The sequence below is a fragment of the Streptomyces sp. KMM 9044 genome (assembly GCF_024701375.2).
Classification (GTDB): domain Bacteria; phylum Actinomycetota; class Actinomycetes; order Streptomycetales; family Streptomycetaceae; genus Streptomyces.
Map to the genome: position 1 here is coordinate 2,536,174 of NZ_CP113910.1, position 25,998 is coordinate 2,562,171.

The following is a 25,998-nucleotide window of genomic DNA, read 5'->3' on the forward strand; positions in this document are numbered from 1 at the left end:
TATCCTGCCGCACCCGGCCATCGCATGGGGCGGGTCGGGTGCGGCAGGACTAGGAGGCTCCCCGCGCGGCCCTGCGTGCAAGCACCTGGGCATGCCTCTTCTGGAGGCTGGACCGCCGTCAGGCGTCCGTGAGGAGGGGGTCGTACGGGGTACTCGTGCGGCGGGCGGACATGAAGGAGAGGAAGTCACCCACGAAGGCGCTGCGGCCGTAGGTTCCGTCGGTGGTGGCGAGGTCGCGGTGGAAGGCGGTGCGGAAGAGGGACCGGTACTCGTCCGGGCTGATGGTCCCGTTGCCGTCCCTGTCGGTGGCGTCGAAGAGTACCTCGGCGACGCGGATGAGCGCGGGGCCGGCGAGGGAGGGGACGGCGGCGGCGTACTCGTCGGCACTGACGCGGCCGTCGCCGTCCGTGTCGAGGGCGGCCTGGAGTTCGCGCCACCAGGCGGCGAAGGCGTCGTAGAGCCGGGTCTCCTCGGGTTCGTCCAGGTCGAGGCGGGTGGAGAGTTCGCGGGCCATGGCGGCGAGGTCCGGCCAGTCGAGGTGGCCGTCACCGGTCTGGTCCAGCACCTGGCGGAAGAACTCCTCCGCCGAGCGCCGGCCCTCCCCCGTGCGCGTCGCGGACGCCGGGTCCGGAGCGGGGTCGCCGCCCAGCGGGGTGAGGAGGCGGAGCAGGGCCGATGTCCGCTTCATGCGGCCGCGCAGGGCGGCCACAGTCCGGGCGCGAGGGTCGTCGCTCCCGGGCGAGAGCGAGAGGAGTTCGATGAAGCTCTCGGCGTTGAGCCAGCCCTCGGGCAGGAAGCGGGCCAGTCCGGCGGCGAGGTAGGCGCCCTGCATGAGGGCCTGGGCGCCGGGCATCTCCGGGAGGCCGGCCCGGCGCCGGTACGGCTCGGGGAGCGAGGCGACGGTGATGGCTCCGAGGAGTGGTCCGGCTACGGCCCGGCCTGCCGCCCACAGCGTTGGCGCGCCGTCGAGCAGCGCCGGGGCGGGCAGGTGGTCGAAGAGCCGGTAGAGGATGACGCGGGCCGCCTCGGTGTTCTCCAACTGGTCCTCGACGACCCGGTCGAAGTACTGCCAGAAGTCGTGAAGTTCCTCGGGGAGTTCCCCGGCGTCACCGTCGAGGGCGGCGAGAAACGCGCGGTACTCGGCGTACATCCGCTCCATCGTGTCCTGGTCGAGCGGCTGGCCGCTCAGTCGGCACATGGTGACGGCGCTCTCGAAGAGGGTGGCGACCACCCAGGCACGGGCCGCGCGGTCCATCGCGTCATAGGCCCGGCCGCGGGAGTCGGAGCCGCTCATGCGGGCGTGCAGCCGGTTGAGGCGAGCGGCCTCCCGCTCACGTACCGCGCAATCGGCGCTGAACATGCGCCGCATGCTGAGGAAGGTGTTGCGGAGCCGGCGCCAGGGGTGGGCGACGAAGGTGGAGTTGTCGACGAGTGCGGCACCGATCTGCGGGTGGGCCGCCTCCAGCACGGTCGCACGGATCATGGCGAGCGCCCAGCGCGGGTCGTCGAAGAACGCGTGGAACCGAGAGTCCGGACTGAACAGGGGAGGCCCCTCATCCGGAGGCGTGGTGTCTGTACGGGGCGTGCCTGTCGTCATCGTGGGTCTCCGTTCGTCCGGGGCGGTAGGCCGCCGAAGCGGCGGTCGCGGCGCCGGTAGGTGTGCAGGCAGGCGAGGAAGTCGGGGGCCCGGAAGTCCGGCCAGAGCACCTCGGGGAAGGTCCACTCGGCGTAGGCGACTTTCCAGAGCATGAAGTTGGAGATGCGCTGCTCGCCGGAGGTACGGATGACGAGGTCCACGTCCGGGGTGTCGGGGAACGGCAGGTGCTCGGCGAAGAGCCGCTCGGTCACCTTGTCCGCGGGAGTCCCGTTGCGGATCAGTGACCGGGCGGCCTCGACGATGTCCCGGCGCCCTCCGTGGTCGAAGGCCACGGTCAGCGTCATCCCCCGGTTGTCGCCGGTCAGCGTCGTCAGGTCCTCGAAGTCCCGCGCCAGTTCGCGGGGGACGCGCGGGTCGGCCACCCCGAGGAAACGGCAGCGGATGCCGCGGGCGAGCAGCAGCGGCGCGTGCTTCCGCACGACCCGGCGGACCAGGCACATCAAGTAGTCGACCTCGTCGCCGGGCCGGTTCCAGTTCTCGGTGGAGAAGGCGTACAGGCTGAGCCACTCGACGCCGGCGGCCCGGGCCGCCTCGATGATGTCGATGACGGTGGCCTCGGCGGCCCGGTGGCCCGCCGTGCGCGGCAGTGAACGCCGCTCCGCCCAACGGCCGTTGCCGTCCATCACGCACGCCACGTGTCGGGGCACCGCACGCGCCGCCGGCCCGTCGCCCAGCCGTTGCCCGCCCGGCCCGTCGCTCTGCCGTTCCCGGCCCGGCCGGCCCTCCGTCGCCGTGCGTCCGCCCGGGACGCCGTGGTCCGTCGTGCCCGGCTTCGCCCCGCGCGGAGCGGCACGACCGGTCGTGCCGTGCTCGTTCACGCCCACCCCTCCTCGCCCGTGCCCCCACCGGTGCGTTCCCTGCCGGGATTTTGGCAGCGCGGAAGAGCCCTGACAGGCCGATACGGGGCACCGTCACCCTTGGCTCGTATGTCCAAGTCTCCGCGCAGGTGCCGGGTAGCGTCCCACCGGTGACTGCGGCCGAGGTCCTCGCACACCCCTGCCCACCGAGCCGCCGTCCGCCGGGGACTGGGCGCGGGCCGAACGCGCTCCGACAGGGTGCCCCGGCCGGCTACGAGCGACCCGCCGGGATGTACGGTGCCGGATTCCTCGATGGGACCGTCCGTCTGCCCACCGGGACGCGGTCGATCCGTGACGATCCGGTCGGGCGGCGGCCCGCCTGCGAACAGGTCCCGGCCGTGCCCGTTCAGACATGTGCCGGCCCTCTCGACGTCGCACCCGGCAGGAGGCCAACGCAACCGCGTGCGCCAGACCCGCGGCGGTTATGGGCGATCAAGCGGGTCGAGGCCCGGGAAGCGCCGCCGTACCACCAGAGGAGCCACGGGCGCACGCGCCCACGGACCGACGCCCCCGCACCCGCTGCCCACACGGCTTGACCATGTCCTCGGCACCGGACGTGAGGACCGCCACCGCGCCCGGCAGGCGCAGCGTCACCTCGGCGGCCTTCGCGCCGGTCTCACGCGGGGCGAGGGTGATGCCGTCGCCGTGGCGGACCGCGGACAGCACGAGAACCCGGCTGCCGTCAGGGCGTCGTGCACCGCGCAGACACTTGCCGTCCACCGTGATCGCCCGGCGCCTGCGGCGCACCGGATCGGCCTGGGTGGCAGCCTGGTGGGCCCGGCGCTGTTCCCGCTCCTGGCCGCCGTCCGGCATCAGCGGCGGGGGAGTCGCGCCCTTGTCGGGGAGCAGGGATTTCAGGTAGGTGAACCCGGCCGCGTTGAGCTCGGCCGGATCGAGGCGCCCCAGCACGCTGCGCAGGGTCTTCTCGCCCGGCACCCGGAAGCGGCCCTGGAGCGGGTGGTAGGGCAGGCCGGAGGCGGCCGGTTCCTCGGGGGCCGCACGCCGGCACCACTCTGCCGCGGCGGTGATCGAGTCGTGGCCCGCGGGTGTCATCGCGCAGACCACCAGGGCGAGCAGGGAGGAGAGCCGGTAGCGCACCCCGCCGGCTCCGCGCGGACCGGTGAGCGACTCGAACTCGGCTACCGGGCTGCGGACTTGATCCCGCGCGACCTCCGCACCCAGGGCTTCCAGACGGGAGGAGGGACAGACAGAGGGAGGGACAGACGGGAGGAGTGAGGGGGGATGATGGTGGGACGAACACGGCACCTTCATGGATCTTGAAGCGTAGAGAACTCCATGATCCGCAGGGGCCGTGTTCGCCTACTTCCGGGGTCCACCGCCGGCATCAATCAACCCAAGTTCGGACGAGCCGGGCAAACGCCGGGGCCCTGGCGGTGGGGTGCCCGGCACCCCCTTCTCGTAGCTTTGTGTACGGGCCTACCTTTCACCCTTTCTTGTATGGCCTTGAGCCAAACCGACGGTTTCCTTGGCGATCTCGTGCTGCCGCTGAGCACAGGGCTCGTCATGGGCTTGATCTTCGGGTTGACTGCTCTGTCGGAACGGCGCCGCCAGAACCGCCTCCGCAGCGTCGGCGGTCCGCGAGGTTGACGCCCTCAGCTTCCTTCCTGCCGGTCTACGCCCAGGAAGCCCGGGGCCCTGGCTTCGCCTCACTGCGGACAAGTATTCGTATCCCGCACTCGGAACGCGGAAGGCGCTACCGGCCAGGCTTACGGCCGGTAGCGCCTGCGACGGGCTAGCTGCACCCGACTTCCCCGCGCTCAGGGCTGTCGTTATCGAGCGGGAACGACCCTCGTTTTCCACAGCCCCGTTTGGCTGCTCGCTAACAGGACGGCCCTGTCGCTGAGGCGGGTGTGCAGTTCAGTCGTTTGATGTCTTCTCGACCACCCAGCCGACCCCGAGGATGATTGTCGAGCAGAAGAAGAGCCGCTCGCCGTCCATGTGCCCGTAGAGCAGCGATGCGGTGATCCCTAGGGCGAAGACGAGTACCCCGGTCCAGAACATCGCTCGTGAGGTTTGCTTTGCTTTGTTTGTCATAGTTTCTCCCAGTCCGGGGCTGGCCGTTCATGTTGTGGGGCCAGCCCCGGGCACGTGTTGCAGATCCGTCAGGTGGGCGTCACCAGCGCCATGACCGGGATCTCCTGTGGTTGTAGAAGCGCTTGGGTGTGCATCTTTTGAGGGTGTCTGTGTGATCAGGCGGTGGGTATGAGGGTGTTGCGGTAGCGAGCCTGGTGGTTGCGGGTGTACTCCTGTTGTTCGTGCCAGGCCCAGTAGGTGTCGAAGTCGCCGTTGGTGCGCAGGGCGCGGAGTTTCAGGACGGCTTCGGCTCCGGCCAGGCCCCAGCGGGCCCCGGTGATGTCGAGGCGGTCTTTTACCAGGTGGCGGCATGCGCCTTCGATGATCCCGGTCGCGATGGGCCAGCCGGCGGCCAGCGCGGTGTCGTAGCGCAGGTAGTCGGCTTTGTTGGTGAGGTAGGCCACGGCGTCGTCGATGCTCTTGTTCTGGCCCGGGGCGATCCCTGCGTCGGTGGCGGCCGTTGTGATCGTCTCGGCTGCGGTCAGGGCGTCTCCGGCCAGGATGGTGCGGGCGGTGCGGGCGACCCATGCCTCGATGTCCTTGCTGCCGCCGGGGTGCAGGGCGTGGGCGGCGCTCCACAGGTATTCCAGGACGTGGATGATGTCGATCACGATGTGCACCTGCACGTCGCGGGCGGCGGCCTGCTCGTTGATCAGATCGATCTGGTGGGGTGCGCCGTCCACGAGGGCCACCCAGGTGCGCCGGTGGTCGGGGTCTCGGTGTTCGGCCTGGTCGAACACGGCGGTGATGACCTGGGAGCAGGTGTCGTTGACCGATCCGGTCAGCCACTTGGAGCGGGCCCTGGGTCCTTTGCTCCGGCGGGTGGTGTCCTGCTCGCCGGTGTCGGGGTCGGCGATGATGTCGTCGGCGGTGCGTACCGCGGGTTCGGCGTCGTAGACGGTTCCGAGGGTGGCCATGCGCTTTCGGCCGTTCTTCTCCCCGGCTGACAGGCGTTTGTGCAGCTTGTTGCCGCCTTTGGCCGCGGCGGCTCTCGCGGTGGCCTCCCGCAGGGCCTCCGGCCTTATCACCACGCCCTTGCCGTCGGCCGACATCACCAGCAGCGTGGCGTCCGTGCACGGCTCGGGCGCGAGGGCGGCATAGAAGTCGTCGATGTCCGCGGCGGCGGCGACGGTGAGCTCGCCGGCCTGCCGCGGGCCGATCCCGGCGCCGGTCAGGGTGTTGACGCGCTCGACCGCTTCGGCGAACGAGCCCCGGGACGCCTCGATGGCGACCTGTTTGGCCAGGCCGTGCGAATGCATCCCGGCCGGCAGGTTCAGCGCCGCATCGGCCGGGTGCAGATCCGGCACGGCGTCGCCGCGGTAGGCGATCCGGCCGACGGTCACCTTCCCGAACACCGTGGACAGGATCCGCCGCCGGCCCCGCTCGATCCTGGTGCGCTCCCGGCCGGCGGCGTCCACGACCTGCTCGATGCGCTGCTCGGTCAGCTCCCGCAGCCGCAGATGGTCCTGATACAGCTGCCGCGTCACCTCCCGCATGTCCGCGCCCAGCACCTCCTCCAGCTGCGAGTGCGTCAACGAACCGGTCTCCACGGACTGCATCCGGGCACTGACCTGCTCGAACAAGCCCCGCGAGGCGGCGAACGCGGCCTCCGCCGCCGCCAGATCCCCGCCGAGCACGCCGCCGCTCACCGGGCACCGGCCCGACAGGCCAGCCCGAACAACCCCGGCTCCACCTCGGCCAGGATCCCCCGCCCGACCAGCTTCTTCAGCTTGCCACGCATGCCCTCGGTGTGGTTCGCCTCCGTGCTCAACCCCACCCCGACGCACACGTCCTTGCAGCGCAACGGCCCGGACGCCTCGGCGAACACGATCAGGATCCGCCGATACGGCTCGGAGGTCACCGTCGTGTCCCCGGCCGCCTCGGCGGCCAACAGCACCGGCACCAGTTCCGCCAACTGCGGCAGCACCGCCCCCTCCGTATCCAGCACCACCCCCGGCGGCACCGCCGGGCCGACCGGTGAGGACAACACCTCCTCCACCGTCTCCCGCGTGATCCGCATTCGCACCAACTGCTCCTCGGCCGTAGCCAACTCCGCGGTCAACACCTCCAGCCGCGCCCGCACCTCGGCCGCGGACGCCCGGACCTCGTCTTCCCTGGCCTGCAAGGCAGCCATCAACGACGGCACAGATGCCACCCACCCTCGCTCAACGCCCGCCCACCACAGCCGGACTCGACACCACGAGGCTAGGAACCAGCAACCCCCGACCGAGACCTGAACCCTGACGAATCACCCCAACGACGCACCCTCACAAGATATGCACCCTTCCACGATCGCGGGCGCGTTGTTCTCGTCAATGCCCAGCGAATCGATGCGCCCGCCATGGACGGGGCCAGTGCTGTACTCGCTCGCCAGGAACCGCACCCCGAGCGTGGTCTCCATGTTCGCCTCGATGAGGTCCTGCACATCGGCCTCTTCCTCGGCCAGACGCGGCGTTACCTCGGTCACGCCGTCCTTCGTCGTGTGGAACAGCTTCAGGCCCGACACCTTCCCCTCCTCGGCTCGGAGATCACAAACGCGGAGCGGGGCAGGATTGTTTCCACGAAGGGCTTCGGTCCTGTGGAGATGGCGTGAGAAGCTACGTACGGCTTATCCGGGCGCTTGCGTCCCCCCGCCGCCAGGGATCTACGGTTCCCCCATGTGTCCCCCGCGTTGCCGGGGACGGCGCTAGAAGGTCGGGTTTACGCAGGTCAGGGCCCATGGTCGGGTGGATACTCACACAGCGGAGCACTACCAGGGACAGTCGCGCCATCAAATGCATGGGAACCCGTCACCGGTGACGGCGCGTGGAGCGGGCACGGAGAACGAGGTCCCCTGCCAGTGCAGGCGCTTCCCTTGCCGCGCGCGCAGTCTTCGCTTCCGGCTGCGCTGTCGTACGCGGGTCTTCCTGACCACATCCGTCTTCCCATGCGGAGCTACAGCCCATGGGTCAGCACAGAACCAGCACGGGAGGGGTGATGAGGGGTGAAGAGGGGTGCTCGCAGGTCAGCACCAAGTCAGCACGGGAACAGAAAAGGGGCCTGCCCTTGAGAAGACAGACCCCATCTGACCTGCAGGTTTGCAAGATCAGTTAAGCCATGCTATGTGACCTGCTACACGTTGAAGCGGAATGTCTGAAGCCCGATCCTGACCTGCGGCGGAGCCCCGAGCAGGGCGCTGACCTGGGATTCCTCGTTGACGTGCGTTGGCTCCCGACGGCCGTTTACGGGTGTCCTGCGGACTGGCTGCGGACTGGCCGGGCGGGCGGAGGCCGAGAAATCCATGGCGCACCGGCGGGACCGGCAAGGAGACTGCCCGGGTGAGCGACCGCTACCCCTGCCCATGCTGCGGGCACCGCGTGCTGGGCGAGATGCCCGGCTCGTACGAGATCTGCCCCGTCTGCTTCTGGGAGGACGACGTGGTCCAGTTCCGCTGGTCGACCATGGCCGGAGGGGCGAACAAGGTCTCCCTGATCGAGGCCCAGCGGAACTACCAGGACTTCGGCGCCTGCGACCAGCACGGGCGGCGGTACGTCCGCCCGCCGACCGAGGACGAGCCGCTCGACCCTGCCTGGCGCCCCATCGACCTGACACGCGACTCCTTCGAGGACTGGGCGGCCGAGGACCGCGCCCCGTGGCCCGACGACTACTCGGTGCTCTGCTGGTGGCTGCCCACTTTCTGGCGCCGGGACCACTCCGCGTCATGACCTCCCACATCGAGACGCTCGTCCGGCAGCTCGACGGCAAGGCCGACGAGTCCTACGACGCCCGTGCGAAGCTGATCTGGATCGGCGCCGACGCCGTACCCGCCGTCATCAACGGCCTGCCTTCCCTCGGCGGCTTCGGTCAGCTGACCGCCATTGAGGTCTTCGAGGAGGTGGGCGATCCCCGTTGCGGCCCCGCTCTCATCGGCCTGCTGGACAGCGACAACCCGACCGTCCGCGAATGGGCGGCCATGGCCCTGGCAAGCCTGGAGATCGACGGCGCCGTTGAGCCCCTGCGCCGCGCTTACCGCGCCTGCCTGGAACGGTCAACCCCACCGGACTGGACCGAGTCCGTGGGCATCCGCTGGGCGCTGACCGAACTCGGCGCCCGCACCCCCGTCGTCTCGCCGCTCACCGCGCGCCTACGACCCATCACTGCGGACAACGCCCCCGGCTGGCCTTCAGCCCACTTCACCGAGATCATCAACGACCTGGCCGACCACGCCCAGGTGATCCTCTACTCCCAGTTCTGGCGAGTGGACGCCGGCGGCACATACGGCGTCTCCGGCCCCGTGCTGGACTGGGAACTCGACTGGACCGCGCCCTGGGAGCACCTGGTCGAGGAGTCCCGCACCTGGTCCCTGCTGGAAGCCTCAGAAGCCCCCACCGGCGACAACATCTTCGTCGCACCCACCTGGATCGACCGTACCGACCTGCACCCGGAGAGGTGACCGATGCCGTTCCAGCACCCCGAGGAGGTCGGCTACGGCTACGTGATCGAGCGCTACGCGGCAAGGAAGGGCTCGGGCCACGCGCGCTACCTCGTCCTGAAAAGTGGTCGATTCCTGCGGCCCGAGTGGCCTCACGGCGAACGTTTCGCCCATCACCTCATCGACGACGCGGCCACGATCACCGATGCCGAGTTGGAAGCCCTCCTCGGCTACGAGTGGCGCTCGCGCCTCACCGCCGCATGGCTGATCGGCGTCGACCGCCGCGAACGGTTCCGCGAACGCATCGGCGACCTGCTCCTGGCCAGCGAGGTCTGCTTCTCCGGCAGCACCTACTGCTTCGCCCTAACCCGCTTCGGCACCCACGCCGACGCCGAGATCCTCACTACCTACCTCGACCATTACCTCCCCCGCACCGACCTCCGCCACGACCAGCCCGCCACCCTCGGCGCCCTCCTCCGCCTCGACGCCCACCATGCGGACCGCTTCACCCAGCCTGGGGGGGCTCTGGGACCAGTGGGTCAATGCCCTGGCCCACCTCCGCGACCCCCGCCTACACCCCCGCCTACACCCCCGTCGAGCGGCGCCGCTCGACAGACCTCCAGTGCGAGTACGCCCACAACTGGTCCCGTACCTGAGCATCTGTGGAGGCCATGGGGAGGGATGCAAAGCCGGGTCTTCGAAGTTAGTCGGGGACCCCCTCGCGGCGGGCTCGTCTCGTGGTCGCGCAGAGTGACCGTAGGCGTTGGTTGGCGCGGTTGCGATAGCCGAAGGCGCATCGCGCGTCGAGCTTGATGACGCGGTTGTTGCCCTCGCTGGCGGCGTTCGTGATCCCGGTCAGGACGTATGCCTCGATGCCGTTCCACCACTGATCGACGGTTTCGGCGAGGGTGACGAGTTCGGGCAGGTGGGCGTGGTCGGCGACGTGGGCGTTGAAGCGGTGGCGGGCTGCGGAGATCGCGGAGCGGTCGGGGGTGACGTGGGTGCGGTGGACGGCCAGGCCGAGGAGGTCACGCAGGAGTTCCTTGGCCTGCCAGGCCGCGTAGATCTGACGGCCGTAGGTGCCCATGTACTCCAACTCGACCTTGAGCAGGGCGAGTTGTTCTCCGGTGAGGTCTTCCTTGTTGCGGCGCAGGAGTTTGCGGACGGTGTAGACGCTGTCTCCCTTGCGGGCCCGGCGGCCGTGCTGTTTCCAGGTGAGGCGTCGGCGCAGGTCGGCGAGGTGGCGCTGGGCGAGTTGCACGATGTGGAAGCAGTCGATGACGACGGTGGCGTGGGGCAGGGCGCGGTGGATTGCGGCGCGGAAGGTGGCGCACAGGTCGATGGCGACGTAGCGCACGTGTTCGCGCCAGGCGGCGGGCTGGGCGCTGAGCCAGTCGGCGACCGAGTCCGCGTTGCGGCCCTCGACCTGGCCGAACAGGCCGCGTCCGCCGATCGCGTCGACGAAGCCGATGTGCCAGGCATCCGCGACCAGCTCCCACTTCTCCGTGTCCGGGTTCTGCTTCCATACCGGCTTGCCCCGCCTCGTCTCGTCGATCCCGATCGCCTCGGTCGTCGGCAGTGCGGCGGGCAGGTGGCGCTCGGCGTAGGTGCGGGTGGCGCGCATGACGACCGGCCAGGACGGCCCCAGGTCGCGGCCGGTCTGCACCACGGTGCGTCCGCCGTCGGCCACGGCCTGCCCGCACGCGGTCCGCAGCCGCTCGGTGAGCCGCATCCGTGCGGGTATCTGGGGAATCTGTTCGGTGAACGAGCCCCGCTCACAGGCATCTTCACGACACTGCCAGCGCCGTTTGTGCCAGCGGATCCGTACCGCGCCACCGCCATGGGCGAGGTCACGAGGCCGCGTCACGGCCCGTTCCTTGACCCGGGTGGCGAAGGTCCCGCACGCCGGGCAGGCCCGCGCCGCCGGGTCCGTGGTCACCAGACGCACCGTACGTATCCCGTCCTCGTCGCGGACGACCTCGGCCACCGCGACCCCCTCCAGATCGAACAGCGCCGTCACGCCGGTATCGTGGCCCATGCCGCCCGTGTCTGTTTGAAGATCGGCTGTCTAGACACCAGTCATGATCCACAAGCAGCGCGGGCGGTCTGCGTTCACCCCTCACGCACCCACGACGGTCACTCTCGGCAACCGGCGGTACAGGTCACGGGCGGCCCTCCCCGACTAAATTCGAAGACCCGACATCGTTGCTCACCGAACACGGTATGCGAATGAGTGCGGGCAGCCCTCTTGATGGTTGGCGCGCTCAGCTCCAACCATCAAGAGAAACTTGTGTGCCGCCTGCCAAGAAATGCCGGAGGGCAATGGCTGTGGTGCCCACGAAATCGTCGGGGATGGCGTCGGCATCGACCCAGCGGACCTGGGCGTGCTTGCGGGGTTCGCGGTTCTCGGGTTCGCCGGTCCATTCGTGGGCGGCGAAGACGACCGTGAGGAAGCCGTTGGGGGCCTCGACGCCCCAGGCGCCGTGGATGATGTGGGCGACCCTGAGGGACTCAGGCTTCACCGTGAGGCCGGTTTCCTCGTACAGCTCGCGGACTGCCGTCTCCGTGATGGGCTCGCCCGGCTCGCTCTTGCCGACAGGCAGGTCCCACATGCCCTGGGCGAACTTGGCGTTCTCGCTGCGCTGGAGGAGGACGACGCGGTTGGTGGCCTTGTCGTGGACGATGACGGCGGCGACCAGCAGAGTCATCGATTCGAGCGCCGGCGTGAGGGCCTTCGGCTGGTCGTTGGTCTGCTGGGCCACGGTGTTCCCTTCGTCGGGCGGGTTGTTGGGCATGTTAGGCGAGGGCCTCGCGGGCGCGGCGAGCGAGATCGCTGGCGCCGGGCACTTTGCGGCGCTGGTAGAGCGCGAGCGTGGAGCGGATCGAGGTGATTGCCTTACGGGTCCGGTCAGAGGTCATGCCCTCCATGAGGACCAGGGCCTGGGTCCAGGCGGCGACCGCCTCGTCCGCGCGGGCCTGGGCAGCGAGGCTGTCGCCGAGGTCGGCGTGGGTGAGCGCATGGACACGCTTGTACTTCTCGGGGTCCCAGCGGGTGAGGGCGTCGCGGTGCTGCTGTTCGGTGCCGATGTGGTCGGCGAGGTCGGTCAGGGTGCGGGCGGTGTGGCTGGCCACGGTGCCAGCGGCGGGGCCGCTCACGCGGGAGTAGCTGGGCTGGGGGCCATCGTCACGGAGGGCGGCGTCCTCGGCGGCAAGCAGGGCGCGTACGGCCGACGAGTTCTCGTCGATGGCTGCGTAGGCACGGGCGTGGGTGATGTGGAGGAGGGCCTCGGTCTGGCCGTCGACTTGGCCGAGGCCGCGTCGCAGGGCGCCTTCGACGAGGTCGACACAGTGGTGGGGCTGCTTGAGGCTCAGGGCCTGGTGGGCGAGGGCGCGCATCATCCAGGCGGCGTGGCCGTGGGGGTCGGCTTCGCAGGCGAGCTTGTAGCCGACCTGGTAGTAGCGCTGAGCCGCGCCTTCCTGGCCGAGGTCGTGGTGCTTCCATCCTGCGAGGTAGGCCAGCTCGGCGACGGCGCCGAAGGCGGCCCGGCGTAAGGCTTCGCTGGGGAACCGTCCACGCAGCATGGGAGCAGCGGTGTCGGCGAGGTACGCGGTGACCGTGGTCAGGCCGTGCCCGCCGCCGAGGCGCTCGTCGGCCGCGCTGAAGGCTGCCGTGATCTGCCGTACGACGTCCACGTCCTCCGCCCCGACCAGGGACGTGCCGGTGCGGGCGCGGAGCATGCGGGCGGTGGCTTCGTGGTCGTATCCGAGCGGCATGGCGACGCCGGCAGTGGTGAAGGCCGCGATGGCGAGGAAGCGGCGGCGCTCGACGTCGGCCCGGCCCAGGTCGGTGACCGCGAGGACGGGGTCGGATTCCGTCGGCTCTTCGTCATCACCGGTCTGGAGGCCGATCTCGGTCTGGGTGACCGTGCGCCCCGCTCGGCGGGACAGAGCTTCGGCGAGGTACCGGCCTACCCGGCCCGACGGGGCGCGGGTGCCGTTCACCCAGTGCGAGATGGCCGACTTGTTGGTCTGGAGGATCTCGCCGTTCTCTGCGGCGATGCGGCGCACGTCTCTGGCGAGGGCCTCGTAGGTGCAGTCGACCGCCGCGATGACGTCGTGCAGACGGGAATTTGGGTCTCTCTGCGCCGCCACGATCGCCTCCACTCCGGAGCTGTAAACCGCGTATACCGCTTCAACTGCCTTCCACCGTACCCACTCAGCGTGACCACCGGTTCACTTATCAGCAGCCGCCCGGGACGGCGCAACCGTGATCCAGGCTTCCCCTCGGTCCGGGCGGCACCCCGAAGTTCCGTACGCCCACACCAGGCTCGGGCATTCCTGTGCCCGAACCCGGCCAATCAGAGACGGAGAACACGGTGACCACCATCGACACCACGGCCATCACGGTCGAGCTGCCCGAGGCGTTCGACCCGCGCTGGAGCCGCCTGCCCGGCATCCAGGTCGACGGCCGGCGCATCACGATCGACCCGGCCGAGTACTTCTTCCGCTTCGAGTCGAACACGTGGCTCGTCGCCGACTGGGAGCTGGTCAAGTCCCAGCTCCTGGAGGTGGACGAGACGACCGAGAGCGCGGTCGAGCAGCTCGCGCTCGACTTCATCAAGCAGCACAGCGAGTCCACCTCCGACGCCGCCCGCGTCCTGGCCACCGCGTACGAGGTGTACGCGTACCTCTTCCGCGACGAGCATCTGGCCGGCCTCGGCCTACCGCAGATCACCGCCGAGCACCTGCGGATGCTCCGCGAGGCCGCCACGCTCATGGCGCTCAACAAGGTCGAGCTCGACGGGCACATCTCCAACGTCGGCCCGTGCTGGTTCTTCCCCGCCGCCACCTCCGTCGTCTTCGACCTGGACGACGAGGTGGGCGGGATGCTCGACGAGGTCTACCACGGCGGCTGGTTCAACGAGCACCGCCGGATCGAGTCCATCAAGGCCCACGCCGCCCTCGGCGGCCGGCTCGTGCACGGCTGCCAGTCCGTGCCGGACCAGTCCGGCGGCGTGGTCGCGCCCTACGGTGCCTCGATGGCGGACTTCCGTGACGACCTCGCCGCGTTCAAGGCGAGCTGGATTGAGCAGGTCTACGCCCACCGCGTGAACCCCGCCGCGTAACCCCACCCGATCAGGCTCCGGGGCGGGCCGGCATCCCTCGCCCGCCCCGGACGCCACCACCCCTCCCCGGAGCCCTCACGTGACCACGAACCCCAGCGCCGAACTCCTCGACAACCTGCTCACCGCGACCGGCCAGACCACCGCGGTACGGGAGGAGGTACGCGTGTGGTCCATGTCCGGCGTCGAGCGCGTGACCTTCCCCGACGGCTCCACGGCCATCTTCAAGTACGCCAAGAAGCCCTTCGACAGCGAGGACCAGGCCCTCCGCCTGGCCCACACCCTGGGCGTCCCCGTCCCCCAGGTCCACGCCTCCGCCGTCCTGGACGGCTGGCTCGGCATGCTCATGGAGGACCTCGGACCGTCCGTCCGCGAGGCCGACGACCTCGACGGCGTCGCCGCGGCCGTGATCCTGCACGGAACCCGTACGGCTCCGCCCTTGCCCGTCCTCGACCAGGACCGGCTGCGGACGCTGCCGGCCAGGGCGCTGGAGCACCTCGAACGGCTGCGCAAGGCCGACCGGTGGCAGGACGCCGACGACGTCGAGGACGCGCTCGACCGGATCGCCCAGGCCGCCGAGGCCCGATCGGCCGGAGCGACGCTGGAACCGTTCGGCTGGGTGCACTCGGAGTTCCACCCCACCAGCCTCCACATCGGCGAGCGCGGCTGGCGGCTGCTCGACTTCGCCCGCGCCTTCACCGGCCCCGGCCTGCTCGACCTCGCCAGCTGGCACGGCACCATCGATCCCCCGCACCCCGTGCGCCTGCGCGTCTTCCTGGAGCAGTACGTCACCGCCGGCGGCACCCCCGACGCCCTCGCCCCACGCGGCGGGCTCACCGCCGAGAACTGGGCCCTGGGCTGGCACCGCATGTGGGCCGTCGAGTGGTTCATGGAGCAGTCCATCCGCTGGATCAACGACCCGGCCACCGACCCCGCCTACATCAAGGCCGTCCGCCGCCACCTCACCGACGTCCTCCACCTCCTGGAGATCTGACGTGCTCGCCCAGGCATCCCCCTGGCACGCCCACGCCCTCCAGCGCACCGCCGCCGGACTCGCCGAACCCCTGTCCGTACCCGCACGGATGGAATGGACCACGAGACCCGGCCAAGGGCCCGGAGCTGACGTCCTCGGCCCCGACCTGCGCGGCAAGCGACTCCTGGAACTCGGCTGCGGCCCCGGCCACAACGCCGCCCACCTCGCCACCCGCCACGGGGCTCACGTCACCGGTGTTGACCTGGTCGGCCTGCAGATCCGCCGCGCCCGCTCCCACTACGGACGGCTGAACAACCTCACCTTCGTCGCCGGCCACGCCCTGCACTACCTGCACGCCTCCGACGAGCAGTTCGACGCGATCTACTCCGTCTTCGGCGCCGCCGGGCTCGTCGCGCCCGAGCTCCTGCTCCCGGCCATCGCCCAGCGCCTCATGCCCGGGCGAGTGCTCGCCTTCTCTGTCCCCCACCCGCAGCGCGGCGGTCGAAGCCCCTCCGGCGACGACCGGCCCCGCCGCGACTTCGTCACCCTGCCCGACCGCACACGGCTCCCCATCGCCCGCTGGGAGTTCGATACCGACCGTTGGGAGAGGCACCTCAGCCAGGCCGGCTTCTGGCTCACCTCGGCCCAGGAATTCCACGACCCCCGCATGGGCCACTGGCCCACCACCCTGCTGATCCGCGCCCGCAAGCTCTGACAGCCGCGTTCATCCGGCCTATGGAGGACCGATGCGCTCGCCCTACCTGCTCCTCGACATCGACGGCGTCCTCATACCCTTCCCCGACGAGCACGGCTCGACCCCGGCCACCCACGCCCGCCACGACGTCGTCCCCACCGGCCGCAGCGCCGACACCCCGGTCACCGTATGGCTCAACTCCGACCACGGCCGCCTGCTCATGGAGGTCATCCGCACCGGTCTGGTCACCCCCGTCTGGTGCACCAGCTGGCGCCAGGACGCCACCACCCTCATTGGGCCCCTCCTGGGCCTCCCGATGCTGCCGTGCGTCGACCTGCCGCGTCCGCAGATCACCACCAGCCACCCCAACGGTTACTTGTGGAAGCGCGACCACGTCGACGCCTGGCTCGGCGACGCCCCTGCTGTGTGGATCGACGACGACTTCACCGGCCTCGACCATGAATGGGCGGTGGAACGCACTGCGAAGGGAACGGCGACCCTCCTCATTCAGCCCCACCCGCACCTCGGTCTACAGCCCGAGCACCTGACCGAGGTCACGAGGTGGGTCGCGCAGTTACGCACAGCCCGCGCCGCCTGACGACTGATGCCCTCACTGCCACGAGCAGCGAGGGCATCAGGGTGCGCTGCTGGCACTGCACCAGGGCTACTGCCACAAGTCCGCTCCATCGCGCCCACTCGGGTCCATGGCCAAGAGATCTTCGTGCAGGCCCGAGAGGGCTCGACCAGTCGGGGCGCCGTCTTCGGCTGACTCCATGACGAGCCAGCCGACATCGATGCCCGATACGTTCACATCACTCCCGGTGTCCAGCTCATCGAGCGTTGCGAACACTGCCTCATAGGCGACCGCTCGCGCCAGGCGAGCGAGATCCTCCTTGTTCGCCCCAGCAGCATGAAGCCGCTGGGCAACAGGAAGCTGATCGATGGCATCCGGATCGGCCCAACCACCGATCGGACCGCGCCACAGACTTCGCAGCAGCATGAACCGCGCGAGGTGTGGAAGGTCCTCGCAGATCTCCGACTTGGCCCAGTCGCCAGCATCGGCTGCGCCGAGTGCTTCGAATCGCGCGCGCAGCGACTCCGCTGCCGCCCTTCCACGCGCGTCCAGACTGTTCAACCAAGCCTGCCACTCGTTTGAGGATTCACTCACCGTGACAGCATGCCCCACGCGTACCTCGGCTGGAGATCCGCCAGCACTATCAGCAGCTTGGCAGCCCAAGCCGATCACTACTCTGTTCGCATGACCGTGAACGGAGATCGCCAGTTCCCCGCCGCGCTCGCCGCTGCCATGGCGGTCCGGCTCGAGTGCATTGGCGAGGATGGTGTCGACTTCGAGCCTTACGAGTCCTTCCTGACCGCCGATGAGACCACCAAGTGGTTTCGCGCGTGGACCGGCAACGGCGAGCTGAACGGCGACGACTTCCGCGTGTTTGGCCAGGACGGGACCGGCGGGAACGCAGCGTTGTGGCTGGTCCGTGAAGGTCGAGAACTGGTCGAGCAGCCCGTTGTCTTCCTGGGCTCCGAAGGAGAGACCGGCGTCGTCGCTCCCGACCTGGGTGCCTTCCTGTGGCTGCTGGCTGACGGCTTCGGCCCGTGGGAAGCAGCCACCTCGTACGAGCCCGAGCCGGATTGGGCTCCCCAGGCCAATCGCGACCTGGCGGCCATCGCCGAGCAATTCGCTCCGGACCGCCGCACGTCGGCAACGGCGATCACCGCGCAGGCCACACAGGAGTTTCCCGACTTCGACGACACCATCATGAAGCTCTGCCGTTGAGCCGGACCCGATGCCCCGCCACAAGCCGTGGCGGGGCATCGGGCCGGGGTCAGCGGTGCCGACTGCGCTCTTCGGGCCTCGTGGCCGCTGGTGTGGCCGGAGGGTGTGGCGTGGCGGACATGGACGGCGTTCCGCTGGTGGTGCTTCGGCTGCGAGCTGCTTGCGTCCGCCGGTTCGGCTGAGCGGTGATGCGCCAGTTGAGGACCTCCGCGGGGCGCTCGGCGCTGTCGAGCTCTCGTTGGGCGCTCACCTCGATCAGGAGGCGTCGGGGATTGTGGCCAGCGGTTTCGGCTTGGGCGAGGGTTGTGGTCAGGGCGGTCCAAGTGGGGTCGGCGAGGATCCGGGCGGCGTCGTCAGGGAGGGCCGCGCGAACGTCCTGCTCGAAGCGGCAGGCGGTCGCGGCTCGCGGTGCCCGGCGGGCCAAGTCCGCCAGGACGGGTGCAGCGGCCTGCTGGTAGCCCGCCTGGAGGTGGCGGAAGGCTTCCTCGGCCGCAGCGGCCTGCTGCTCGTGGCCGCGCTGCTCGTGCCACTTGGCGGCGGCGCGGGCCAGGTGCACCGTGGCGAAGAGCAGGGCGATGGCGAGTCCGCCCGGCTCGTTGGAGGCGTAGGCGAGTTCCTTGGCGGCCTTGCGCAGGGCGGTGGCGGCCTGGTGATCGGCGCGGGTGGCGGAGCGGCGGGCGCGGTTGAACATCATTGCCGCCGCCTGCAGTTCCGCCCGGTGGGGGCCGGTCGTGGCGCTGGCGATGTTGTACAGGGCGTCGCCGAAGGCGGCCAGGTGGCCCTGGGCGGCGGCATCGTCACCGGAGTCGAGGACGGTGTGCGCCGCGTGGATGGCGGTGGTGGTGGGGCGCCATGGGTCGGCGGGGTCCGCCACGTACCGGGGGCGGTCGGCCACCTCCTGGTCGGGGAGGCGTTCGCGTAGGCGGTTGATGGAGAGGTCGGGGGCGAGTTTGGAGCCGCCGTACCAGACGGGTTCGCCGACCGCGTTGGTGTCGCCGGGGGCGGCAAGGCTGTAGCCGATGACGTCGCCGGTCTCGGGGCCGAGGCGTGTTTTGACCTTGATTCCGAGGGACTGCAGCACGGTGAAGTAGTCGGCTTCGCTTCCTACGGCTGCGGCGACCGCGTACGCCTGCTCGCGGAGCCAGTGCCGTGCGGTGACCGTCTGGCCCTGGCGGGCGGCCTTGGCGCGTTCGGCGCCGGTGGGGGTGCGGGGCGCGGTGAGGTCGCCGGACTTCAGGCGGCGCAGGCCGAACTCGGCTTCGAGCTTGCGGCACTCGGCCTGGGCCCGCTGTCCGTCGCGGTGGGTGCGCGGGCGGCGTCCGTCGGCGCGTACGGTGGTGGCCATGATGTGGATGTGGTTGTCGGCGTGGCGCACGGCGATCCAACGGCATGCCTTGTCGTCGCCTTCGGGGGCGATGCCTGTGGCGTGAACGATGCGGCGGGCGACCTCGGCCCACTCGGCGTCGGTGAGGTAGCGGTCGCCGGGCGCGGTGCGGACCGGGCAGTGCCAGACGTGCTGGGGTGGTTTTTTGCCGTCCAGCTCGCGGGTGCGCAGGTCGACGTGGTGGTCGAGGCGCTTGGCGAGCTGGGAGTAGGTGGCTGCCGGGTCGCGGCCGGGGTCGGGGGCGCCGGCCATGTCCCAGGCGGCGACGATGTGTGGGTCGGTGTGTTCGTCGCGGCGGCCGGGGCCGAAGAGGTAAACGATCAGTCCGCGGGTGTCGGAGCCGGTGGAGACGTCAGGAACCATGCGCGGTGCCTTCCGTCAGGAGCTGGTCGATCAGTCGGTAGCTGCGCTCGGCCGCTTGCTCGACGCGGTCCAGCACCGCCTCGGCGCGCTCGGGCACTGTTCCTCGGTGGATGGCTGCGGTGATCTGGTTGAGATTGCCACCGATGCGGTTCAGCGCGACCGTCTGTGCCTCGACGGCCTCGATCAGCGGGCGGACCGGGTCGTCCTCCGGGCTGCCGACCAGCCCCGCCTTGCCGAGGGCAACGGCCAAGGCGGCGTCGCCGACGAATCCGGCGAACTTCTGACCGCGCTGGTGAGCGGCGGCGCTGATCACGCTTACAGCGGTCCGCGTGAAGCGGATGGTCTTCTCCTGGTCGCGCTTCTCCACCGTGCGCTTGCGGTTCATCAGCGCGGGCAGGACGGGGGCGTCGAGATCTCGCCAGGAGGGCTGCTCGACGGGCGGCGGGATCTCGGCCGGCGGCTGAGTGCTCGGGGCGATGGAGTCGGGTGCGGGCGGGCAGCTGGTCTCGGCTATGCCCACCTCCGGCTCGGGCGCCCCCTGGCGCTCGGCCTTCTCCTCCGCCACCCCTGCGGCGGGGGCAAGCGCGGACGAAGCCTCGTTAGAGGCTCGTTCGCTCCAGCTTGCTGCTGATCGGCGGGTCAGGCCGAAGAATCCCTTGCGGCGGCGGGTGGAGGCGTTGTCGGTGCTCGTTTCGGGCATGGTGGTGCTCCGGTGGTCTTGTGCGGTGGGGCTTCGTCACGTCCGTTCCATCCGTCCCGTAGCTGGTCAGGACAGGTACGGAGGCGGTCGCAGGTACGGAGTTATCCGTACCTGCGAGGAAGTCCGTCCCCGCGCTGACCTGCGCGGGGACGGATGCGACGGATTGATACGGAGCTGGTGTCAGCGAGTGGGCCTGGGGCCGGCAGGCCCGCCTGGCGGGCCGATGGGCAACGTCCCCGACGGAGGGGCCGGTGGCTTGCCCTGGGCTCGACGTACGACCACGGTCTCGCCGGCTGCGCGGGTCGGCTGGGCAGGGTCGGGGCAGTAGCGGGCCCAGGCGTCGAGGAACTGGTTGCGGGCGTACGCCTTGGCCTGCCTGCCGTTCTCGAAGCGGTGGTTGGCCGGGCTGATGCCGAAGTCGCGCAGCAGGTTGGCCAGGTGGTAGGCGTTCAGGCCCTTCGTCCCGTACTCGGACCAGGGCGCCTCGGCGTCCTGGAGAAGGGCGGCGAGCAGGTCGTGGCTGCGCAGCGCCTCTGTGTCGCCGTGATGCTCGAAGGCGCGGCGGATGTCCCGGAGCAGCCGGGTCTTCAGCGTCGTCTGTTCGTCCTGGACCAGCTCGGTGCGGGTCATCGACAGGCAGGCGGCGTGGGCCTGGGCGGGCCAGTGGCCGCCGGCCAAGTCGGCGACGATGACCAGGGGCTCCCAGGTGTCCGCGGCCCGGTCCTCGACAGGCATCGGTGGCACCAGTCGGTGCGCTGCCCCGCGCAGCGGGGTCAGCCACGCCGACAGCCGGTCGCGCAGCACGTTCAGTTCCGGAACGGAGTGCCGGGAGCGGAAGGGAGCGACCTTCTCGCCGGGCTTGCGCTTCTGCATGCGGAGCACGACCGCCCGGTCCATGATCGTGTCCGGCAGGTCGCCGATCCCGGCGAGCGCGGCCATGGCGAAGGTGGGAAACGCCGTCGGCTTGTGCTCCGGCCCGGAGATTCGCCAGGCGGGCCGGTTGCGCTGGTGCCCGGCGTTCAGCAGGCCACGCAGGTCCTCCTTGTCTCCGGCCTTCGGGCCGAAGATGGTGTCGGCCTCGTCCACCAGCAGCGTCGGCGGGTTCTTGCCGATGACGCGGAAGACCACTGCCGGCGAAGTGTTCACCGTCATCATCGGCTGATGCACGGTCTCGTGGAGTACGTCCAGGACGCGGGACTTGCCGCATCCCTTGGTCGGCCCCACGACCGCCAGCCGTGGCGCGTGCTGGAGGGCGGGCTGGATGTGGGAGGCCGCCACCCACAACGTGACCGCAGTCAGGGCCTCGTCGCTCGGCAGTACCACGTATCGGCCGATCGCCGCACGTAGGTCATCCAGCAGCGCGGCTCCTTCGTCGGCCGTCTCGCCACCCGTACCGGCGCGGTCCCCGGTCCCCGATCCGCCGTCGGGGACCACGGTCCCCGCAGATGCGTGGGGACCGTGGCCCTCACCATCTGCTCGGAGCACGGCGTGCTCGCCCGGGATTCGGGGACCGGGTTCGGGGACCAGCGGACCGAAAGTCTCCGCCCGATCCCCGGCTTCCGCTCCGGCGGGACCGGTCCCCAAGGCACTGACCTGCACATGTTCCGCGCTGGGGGTGTTTCGGTCCCCGACCGGAACACCCGTCGAAGCATCGCCGCTGACGCGTGCAGCAGGGGACCGTGACTCCGTTCGGTCCCCGCTTCGGTCCCCATTGCGCCAGGGGATGCCCTGGCCGGGGACCGCGGCGGGGGGCCAGACAACCTCGGATGCGTTCGAGGTGGCGGGGGACGTAGGGTCCTCCATAGACGTTCCTCTCAGGTGAGGGGCGAGACGGGCAAGGTCCCGCCTCTCACCGGTTCGTTCGTTCAGGGATGGGCGACGTGCAGGGGAATCTCCGGCCCTCGGCGTTGGCGCGCCGGGGGCCGTTGCTGTGTCCGGGCCTGCCGGCGGCTCATGAGGCCAGGCCCCACTCGTCTCGGCCGTCGATCAGCGTGCGCTCGTAGCGCAGCAGCTCGGCCTCGGGGTAGAGCACCCGCTTGCCGACCTTGATGCCGCGCGGCCCCTTCTTGATGTGGCGCCAGTAGCGGACGGTGCTCTCGGCTGTGCGGTAGCGCTCGGCGACCTCGGTGGTGGTCAGGTATCGCATGCATTCCCATTCGGCTAGATGGCGATTCGATCTGCATAGAGTTGTACCCCGCGATCGGCGGTTAGCCAAATCGGGAAGCTCATGTTTCAGTTTGGATAGCGACGGTGATGATGGAGGTTCGATGGCAGGCGACAAGGCCGAGGGCGGCGAGGTGCCGCTGCTCTACAGCGAAGGGAACGTGGCCGCGCGCGTGGCCCTGGAGCGCGAAGTCAGAGGGTGGAGCACGACCGAGCTGGCGGAGCGGGTGACCAGGGCCGGCGTCAAGATGAACCAGACGGCGGTCTGGCGCATTGAGAACGGCTCCCCTCGCCGGCGTATCAATCTCGACGAGGCCCTCGCCTTCGCCCGCGTCTTCGAGCTTCCTCTTGAAGAGCTGATGTCCCCGCCCCTGGAGGGGCTCGACATCGACAGTCGGCGGCTCGTCCAAGAGGCCGTCGAAGCGTTCTACGAGTCCCGAGACGCGCGCGACCGTCTACACCACGCCGTGGTCGCCATCGCCGACCACATCAAGGCCCATCCCGACAGCTCGCGGGCGATCCACGAGCAGTGCCTCCGCCTCATGGGCGACGAGCGGGACGCTCGCACCCTCACCAGCGACATCGAGGACGGCGGCCACTACTGACAACCGACACGAAGGAGAAGCCACTTGGCCAACATTCAGAAGCGCCCCAACGGCAAATGGCGTGCTCGCTACCGCGACCTCGACGGCAAGGAGCACGCGCGCCACTTCGACCGCAAGATCGACGCCCAGCGGTGGCTCGACGAGGTCACGGCCAGCCTGGTCACCGGGCAGTACGTCGACCCGCGGTCGGCGAAGAAGCCCTTCAAGGAGTACGCGGAGGAATGGCGGGCCATCCAGCCGCACCGGCCTTCCACGGCCAAGGCGGTGGCCCAGCACCTGCGCTGCTATGTCTACCCGGCCTGGGAGAAGCGGGCACTCGGCGCCATCAAGCCCGGCGACGTACAGAGCTGGGTCACCAGCCTGACCACCACACACGGGCTGGCCGCCAGCACCTCACGGACGGTCTTCAACACGGTCAACGCCGTCTTCCGGGCGGCCGTCCGTGACCGCATGATCCCTCACAACCCGTGCGCCGAGGCGAAGCTGCCCTCGGTACCACGGAAGAAGATCGTGCCGCTGGCCGTCGAGCAGGTGCGGACGCTGTCCGAGGAGATACCCGCCCGATACAAGGGCCTCGTGCTGCTCGGCGCAGCCACCGGGCTCCGCCCCGGCGAACTCTTCGGCCTTCAGCTCCGGCACGTGGACCTGCTGCACGCGACCGTCTCGGTCGAGCAGCAGATCCAGCAGACCGCCAAGCACGGCGTGTACGTCTGCCCGCCCAAGACCGCTCGCTCGCACCGCACGGTCCCGCTCCCCCGCATGGCGGTGGACGCGATGAAGGCCCACCTGCGGGACTTCCCCGCCGATGGGCCCGAGAGCTGGATCTTCACGGCGCCGCAAAGCGGACCCGTGGTCTACACGCACTTCATGGACGGGTCCTGGCGGCCCGCCTGCGCGAAGGCCGGCATACCGAAGGGCACCGGACCCCACGCCCTCCGGCATCACTACGCCAGCCTGCTGATCAAGCACGGCGAGTCCGTGAAGACGGTCTCCGAGCGTCTCGGCCACACCAACGCGGCCATGACGCTGAACATCTACACCCACCTGTGGCCCGACTCCGAGGAGCGGACCCGGGCCGCCGTCGACAAGGCGTACGCGGACCAGTCCGCCGATGCCCAGCCACAGGTCGACGAAGCGGCGTAGCCGCTCCCCCGCGTGCTGACCGAAGTCAGCACGCTGCGGACTCTGTGCGGACCGCAAAGGCCGCCCAACCCGCTCCGCCGCAGGTCAGACGGCCTTTCGCCGGACGCATTAGACGTTGAAGCGGAACTCCACCACGTCGCCGTCGCGCATGACGTAGTCCTTGCCTTCCATGCGGGCCTTGCCCTTGGCCCGAGCCTCGGCGACCGATCCGGTTTCGACGAGGTCGTCGAAGGAGATGACCTCGGCCTTGATGAAGCCCTTCTGGAAGTCGGTGTGGATGACTCCGGCGGCCTCGGGGGCGGTGGCGCCTCGCTTGATGGTCCAGGCGCGGGACTCCTTCGGGCCCGCGGTCAGGTAGGTCTGCAGACCGAGGGTGTTGAAGCCGACGCGGGCGAGGGTGGCGAGGCCGGGCTCCTCGGCGCCGACCGACTCCAGCAGTTCCATGGCGTCCTCCTCGTCCAGCTCGGCGAGGTCCGCCTCCAGCTTGGCGTTGAGGAAGATCGCCTCGGCGGGGGCGACCAGGGCGCGCTGCTCGTTCTTGAAGTCCTCGTCGGTCAGCTCGTCCTCGTCGACGTTGAAGACGTAGAGGAAGGGCTTGGTGGTGAGCAGGTGCAGGTCGTGCAGGAGTTCGTTGCGCTCGCCGCCCTGGACGATGCCGTGGGTGAAGAGCGTGTCGCCCTTCTCCAGGATCTCCTTGGCCTCCTCGACCGCCTTGACCTTGGACGCGATGTCCTTCTTGATCCGCGACTCCTTCTGCAGGCGCGGCAGGACCTTCTCGATGGTCTGCAGATCGGCGAGGATCAGCTCGGTGTTGATCGTCTCGATGTCGTCCTTCGGCGAGACCTTGCCGTCGACATGGACGACGTTCTCGTCCTGGAAGGCGCGGATGACCTGGCAGATCGCGTCGGACTCCCGGATGTTCGCCAGGAACTTGTTGCCGAGGCCCTCGCCCTCGCTGGCGCCGCGCACGATGCCCGCGATGTCGACGAAGTCGACCGTGGCCGGGAGGACCCGCTGGGAACCGAAGATCTCCGCGAGCTTCGCCAGCCGGGCGTCGGGGACGCCGACGACGCCGACGTTCGGCTCGATGGTGGCGAACGGGTAGTTGGCCGCCAGCACGTCGTTCTTGGTCAGGGCGTTGAACAGGGTCGACTTGCCGACATTCGGCAGACCGACGATTCCGATCGTGAGCGACACGTTGCGACTTCCCGTACGTGAGGATGGGGGGCGAGGGTCGGCCGACTGGGCGCGTGGGCCGATCCACCAGTCTACGGCGTCCCCGCCCACGCCCCGCCTACGAATCGAACACCTGGACAGCCCCCGCTCCTCGGCGTGTCTGACAGCCCATTCGGCACATAAACAGACCTAGGTTGGTCCAGTGGAGCAACACAGCACGCGACCTGCCCAGTACGGACCGCGACGCGACCGGCCGGCCCGGCCGCCCAAGCCGCCGCTGCCGCCGCTGCCTCCGCTGCCTCCGCTGCCTCCGCAGGCGGGGCGAGCCCCCGGGGGTGGTGTCGCGCGGTCCGCGCGGCCCGCCCGTCCGGACCGGCGCGGGCCCGCGCCGACCCGCCGGCCCGCTCCTTCCCCCGCGGCCCAGCGGCTGCCGAATCCCCGGCTCACCGGCCTCGGCGGCGGCCTCTTCTGCGGGCTCGTGATGCTGGCGCTCGGGTTCCTCGTCACGCTGCTGTTCGGGGCGTCCCAGGTCGTGTACGGCGTACTGTTCCTGCCGGCGTGCGCGCTGACCGCTCTGTGGGTGCGCGAGGGGGACCTGCTCACCGCGCCCGTCGTCGTCCCGATCGCCTTCGCCCTGGGCCTGATCCCGGTCGCCGACGAGGGCGACGGAGGAATCGGGGGCCGGCTCATGGGTATGGTGACCGGCCTGGCCACCCAGGCCGGCTGGCTGTACGGGGGGACCCTGGTCGCCGGTGTGATCGTGCTCGGCCGGCGGATGCGCACGATCCGTACGATCAACCGGCGGACCGCCGCCGCCCGGGGCCGGGCCTGACATCCGGGTGTTCCGAGTATCCGGACACCCG

At 70.0% G+C, this 25,998-nt stretch carries 24 protein-coding genes and 3 pseudogenes; 11 read left to right on the forward strand and 16 right to left on the reverse strand.

Translation table 11 applies throughout. The features are described from left to right. Positions 1-118 precede the first annotated feature (118 nt). The 7 genes and pseudogenes from HUV60_RS11225 to HUV60_RS11255 form a co-directional block, all read right to left on the reverse strand. The gene (locus HUV60_RS11225; RefSeq protein ID WP_257847572.1) at positions 119-1,597 is read right to left on the reverse strand and encodes an oxygenase MpaB family protein; all 1,479 of its coding nucleotides are present in this window, start codon (positions 1,595-1,597) and stop codon (positions 119-121) included. Next, positions 1,594-2,331 (reverse strand): polyprenyl diphosphate synthase, encoded by a 738-nt coding sequence (gene uppS / locus HUV60_RS11230; RefSeq protein ID WP_443047513.1) that lies wholly within the window; start codon positions 2,329-2,331, stop codon positions 1,594-1,596. The genes HUV60_RS11225 and uppS overlap by 4 nt, the downstream gene beginning before the upstream one ends. A 774-nt stretch (positions 2,332-3,105) precedes the next feature. Further along, positions 3,106-3,775 (reverse strand): annotated as a pseudogene (locus HUV60_RS11235) (transposase family protein); the annotation flags it as partial. A 617-nt stretch (positions 3,776-4,392) separates the two neighbouring features. Then, positions 4,393-4,569, reverse strand: coding sequence for a hypothetical protein (locus tag HUV60_RS11240; RefSeq protein WP_257847571.1), 177 nt, complete (start codon positions 4,567-4,569; stop codon positions 4,393-4,395). A gap of 155 nt (positions 4,570-4,724) precedes the next feature. Beyond that, positions 4,725-6,257, reverse strand: coding sequence for an ISKra4 family transposase (locus HUV60_RS11245; protein WP_257847570.1), 1,533 nt, complete (start codon positions 6,255-6,257; stop codon positions 4,725-4,727). Beyond that, a complete protein-coding gene (locus HUV60_RS11250) occupies positions 6,254-6,733 on the reverse strand; it encodes a hypothetical protein (RefSeq protein WP_269441172.1) in 480 nt (159 codons plus the stop codon). Before HUV60_RS11250 ends, HUV60_RS11245 begins: the two co-directional genes overlap by 4 nt. A 159-nt stretch (positions 6,734-6,892) precedes the next feature. Continuing rightward, a pseudogene (locus tag HUV60_RS11255) lies at positions 6,893-7,114 on the reverse strand (DUF5655 domain-containing protein); the annotation flags it as partial. 811 nt (positions 7,115-7,925) lie between these two features. Here HUV60_RS11255 and HUV60_RS11260 point away from each other — a divergent pair. From HUV60_RS11260 to HUV60_RS11270, 3 genes and pseudogenes are all read left to right on the forward strand, one after another. Further along, the gene (locus HUV60_RS11260) at positions 7,926-8,312 is read left to right on the forward strand and encodes a CPCC family cysteine-rich protein (RefSeq protein WP_257847567.1); all 387 of its coding nucleotides are present in this window, start codon (positions 7,926-7,928) and stop codon (positions 8,310-8,312) included. Then, on the forward strand, positions 8,309-9,040 hold the full coding sequence (locus tag HUV60_RS11265; RefSeq protein ID WP_257847566.1) for a HEAT repeat domain-containing protein: 732 nt from the start codon (positions 8,309-8,311) through the stop codon (positions 9,038-9,040). Before HUV60_RS11260 ends, HUV60_RS11265 begins: the two co-directional genes overlap by 4 nt. 3 nt (positions 9,041-9,043) lie before the next feature. Next, positions 9,044-9,481 (forward strand): annotated as a pseudogene (locus HUV60_RS11270) (DUF6000 family protein); the annotation flags it as partial. A 241-nt stretch (positions 9,482-9,722) separates the two neighbouring features. On the opposite strand, the gene HUV60_RS11275 reads toward HUV60_RS11270, so the two are convergent. From HUV60_RS11275 to HUV60_RS11285, 3 genes are all read right to left on the reverse strand, one after another. Beyond that, positions 9,723-11,057 carry an ISL3 family transposase gene (locus HUV60_RS11275; protein ID WP_257847564.1) on the reverse strand — a complete coding sequence of 445 codons (1,335 nt, stop codon included), beginning with the start codon at positions 11,055-11,057 and terminating at the stop codon, positions 9,723-9,725. Positions 11,058-11,283: 226 nt separating this feature from the next. Then, the gene (locus HUV60_RS11280) at positions 11,284-11,814 is read right to left on the reverse strand and encodes an NUDIX domain-containing protein (RefSeq protein WP_257847563.1); all 531 of its coding nucleotides are present in this window, start codon (positions 11,812-11,814) and stop codon (positions 11,284-11,286) included. Position 11,815: 1 nt separating this feature from the next. Next, positions 11,816-13,171, reverse strand: a complete 1,356-nt coding sequence (locus HUV60_RS11285; protein WP_257847562.1) for a tetratricopeptide repeat protein — start codon at positions 13,169-13,171, stop codon at positions 11,816-11,818. A 224-nt stretch (positions 13,172-13,395) separates the two neighbouring features. On the opposite strand from HUV60_RS11285, the gene HUV60_RS11290 reads away from it, so the two are divergent. The 4 genes from HUV60_RS11290 to HUV60_RS11305 all read left to right on the forward strand — a co-directional run bounded on the left by HUV60_RS11290 (position 13,396) and on the right by HUV60_RS11305 (position 16,407). Further along, positions 13,396-14,145 (forward strand): hypothetical protein, encoded by a 750-nt coding sequence (locus tag HUV60_RS11290; RefSeq protein WP_257847561.1) that lies wholly within the window; start codon positions 13,396-13,398, stop codon positions 14,143-14,145. A gap of 79 nt (positions 14,146-14,224) precedes the next feature. Beyond that, the gene (locus HUV60_RS11295; RefSeq protein ID WP_257847560.1) at positions 14,225-15,136 is read left to right on the forward strand and encodes a phosphotransferase family protein; all 912 of its coding nucleotides are present in this window, start codon (positions 14,225-14,227) and stop codon (positions 15,134-15,136) included. A gap of 1 nt (position 15,137) precedes the next feature. Continuing rightward, positions 15,138-15,830 carry a class I SAM-dependent methyltransferase gene (locus tag HUV60_RS11300; RefSeq protein WP_257847559.1) on the forward strand — a complete coding sequence of 231 codons (693 nt, stop codon included), beginning with the start codon at positions 15,138-15,140 and terminating at the stop codon, positions 15,828-15,830. A 31-nt stretch (positions 15,831-15,861) separates the two neighbouring features. Further along, the gene (locus tag HUV60_RS11305; RefSeq protein WP_257847558.1) at positions 15,862-16,407 is read left to right on the forward strand and encodes an HAD domain-containing protein; all 546 of its coding nucleotides are present in this window, start codon (positions 15,862-15,864) and stop codon (positions 16,405-16,407) included. 66 nt (positions 16,408-16,473) lie between these two features. Here HUV60_RS11305 and HUV60_RS11310 read toward each other — a convergent pair whose 3' ends face one another. Continuing rightward, entirely contained in the window at positions 16,474-16,977 is a 504-nt protein-coding gene (locus tag HUV60_RS11310) for a hypothetical protein (protein ID WP_257847557.1), read from the reverse strand. Positions 16,978-17,067: 90 nt separating this feature from the next. On the opposite strand from HUV60_RS11310, the gene HUV60_RS11315 reads away from it, so the two are divergent. Further along, positions 17,068-17,601, forward strand: coding sequence for an SMI1/KNR4 family protein (locus tag HUV60_RS11315; protein WP_257847556.1), 534 nt, complete (start codon positions 17,068-17,070; stop codon positions 17,599-17,601). Between the two features lie 49 nt (positions 17,602-17,650). Here the strand turns inward: HUV60_RS11315 and HUV60_RS11320 are convergent, their stop codons facing one another. The 4 genes from HUV60_RS11320 to HUV60_RS11335 all read right to left on the reverse strand — a co-directional run bounded on the left by HUV60_RS11320 (position 17,651) and on the right by HUV60_RS11335 (position 22,194). Next, the gene (locus HUV60_RS11320; protein ID WP_257847555.1) at positions 17,651-19,348 is read right to left on the reverse strand and encodes a relaxase/mobilization nuclease domain-containing protein; all 1,698 of its coding nucleotides are present in this window, start codon (positions 19,346-19,348) and stop codon (positions 17,651-17,653) included. Continuing rightward, a complete protein-coding gene (locus HUV60_RS11325) occupies positions 19,338-19,913 on the reverse strand; it encodes a MobC family plasmid mobilization relaxosome protein (RefSeq protein WP_257850089.1) in 576 nt (191 codons plus the stop codon). Before HUV60_RS11325 ends, HUV60_RS11320 begins: the two co-directional genes overlap by 11 nt. A 315-nt stretch (positions 19,914-20,228) precedes the next feature. Then, positions 20,229-21,482 carry a DUF3631 domain-containing protein gene (locus HUV60_RS11330; RefSeq protein WP_257847554.1) on the reverse strand — a complete coding sequence of 418 codons (1,254 nt, stop codon included), beginning with the start codon at positions 21,480-21,482 and terminating at the stop codon, positions 20,229-20,231. Positions 21,483-21,999: 517 nt separating this feature from the next. Then, entirely contained in the window at positions 22,000-22,194 is a 195-nt protein-coding gene (locus tag HUV60_RS11335) for a helix-turn-helix transcriptional regulator (protein WP_257847553.1), read from the reverse strand. Between the two features lie 121 nt (positions 22,195-22,315). Between HUV60_RS11335 and HUV60_RS11340 the strand changes: the two genes are divergently transcribed. After that, on the forward strand, positions 22,316-22,816 hold the full coding sequence (locus HUV60_RS11340) for a helix-turn-helix transcriptional regulator (protein WP_257847552.1): 501 nt from the start codon (positions 22,316-22,318) through the stop codon (positions 22,814-22,816). 24 nt (positions 22,817-22,840) lie between these two features. Further along, the gene (locus HUV60_RS11345) at positions 22,841-23,959 is read left to right on the forward strand and encodes a tyrosine-type recombinase/integrase (RefSeq protein ID WP_257847551.1); all 1,119 of its coding nucleotides are present in this window, start codon (positions 22,841-22,843) and stop codon (positions 23,957-23,959) included. A gap of 108 nt (positions 23,960-24,067) precedes the next feature. On the opposite strand, the gene ychF is transcribed toward HUV60_RS11345, so the two are convergent. Beyond that, positions 24,068-25,156, reverse strand: coding sequence for a redox-regulated ATPase YchF (gene ychF, locus HUV60_RS11350; RefSeq protein WP_257847550.1), 1,089 nt, complete (start codon positions 25,154-25,156; stop codon positions 24,068-24,070). Positions 25,157-25,337: 181 nt separating this feature from the next. Here ychF and HUV60_RS11355 point away from each other — a divergent pair, with 181 nt between their 5' ends. Then, entirely contained in the window at positions 25,338-25,967 is a 630-nt protein-coding gene (locus HUV60_RS11355; RefSeq protein WP_257847549.1) for a DUF6542 domain-containing protein, read from the forward strand. Positions 25,968-25,998: the final 31 nt, after the last annotated feature.

Coding starts and splice junctions, on each gene's coding strand:
- HUV60_RS11320 (WP_257847555.1), bottom strand. CDS start 19,348: ATGGTTCCTGACGTCTCCACCGGCTCCGACACCCGCGGACTGATCGTT.
- HUV60_RS11240 (WP_257847571.1), bottom strand. CDS start 4,569: ATGACAAACAAAGCAAAGCAAACCTCACGAGCGATGTTCTGGACCGGG.
- HUV60_RS11340 (WP_257847552.1), top strand. CDS start 22,316: ATGGCAGGCGACAAGGCCGAGGGCGGCGAGGTGCCGCTGCTCTACAGC.
- HUV60_RS11335 (WP_257847553.1), bottom strand. CDS start 22,194: ATGCGATACCTGACCACCACCGAGGTCGCCGAGCGCTACCGCACAGCC.
- HUV60_RS11305 (WP_257847558.1), top strand. CDS start 15,862: ATGCGCTCGCCCTACCTGCTCCTCGACATCGACGGCGTCCTCATACCC.
- HUV60_RS11275 (WP_257847564.1), bottom strand. CDS start 11,057: ATGGGCCACGATACCGGCGTGACGGCGCTGTTCGATCTGGAGGGGGTC.
- HUV60_RS11225 (WP_257847572.1), bottom strand. CDS start 1,597: ATGACGACAGGCACGCCCCGTACAGACACCACGCCTCCGGATGAGGGG.
- HUV60_RS11315 (WP_257847556.1), top strand. CDS start 17,068: ATGACCGTGAACGGAGATCGCCAGTTCCCCGCCGCGCTCGCCGCTGCC.
- HUV60_RS11280 (WP_257847563.1), bottom strand. CDS start 11,814: ATGCCCAACAACCCGCCCGACGAAGGGAACACCGTGGCCCAGCAGACC.
- HUV60_RS11265 (WP_257847566.1), top strand. CDS start 8,309: ATGACCTCCCACATCGAGACGCTCGTCCGGCAGCTCGACGGCAAGGCC.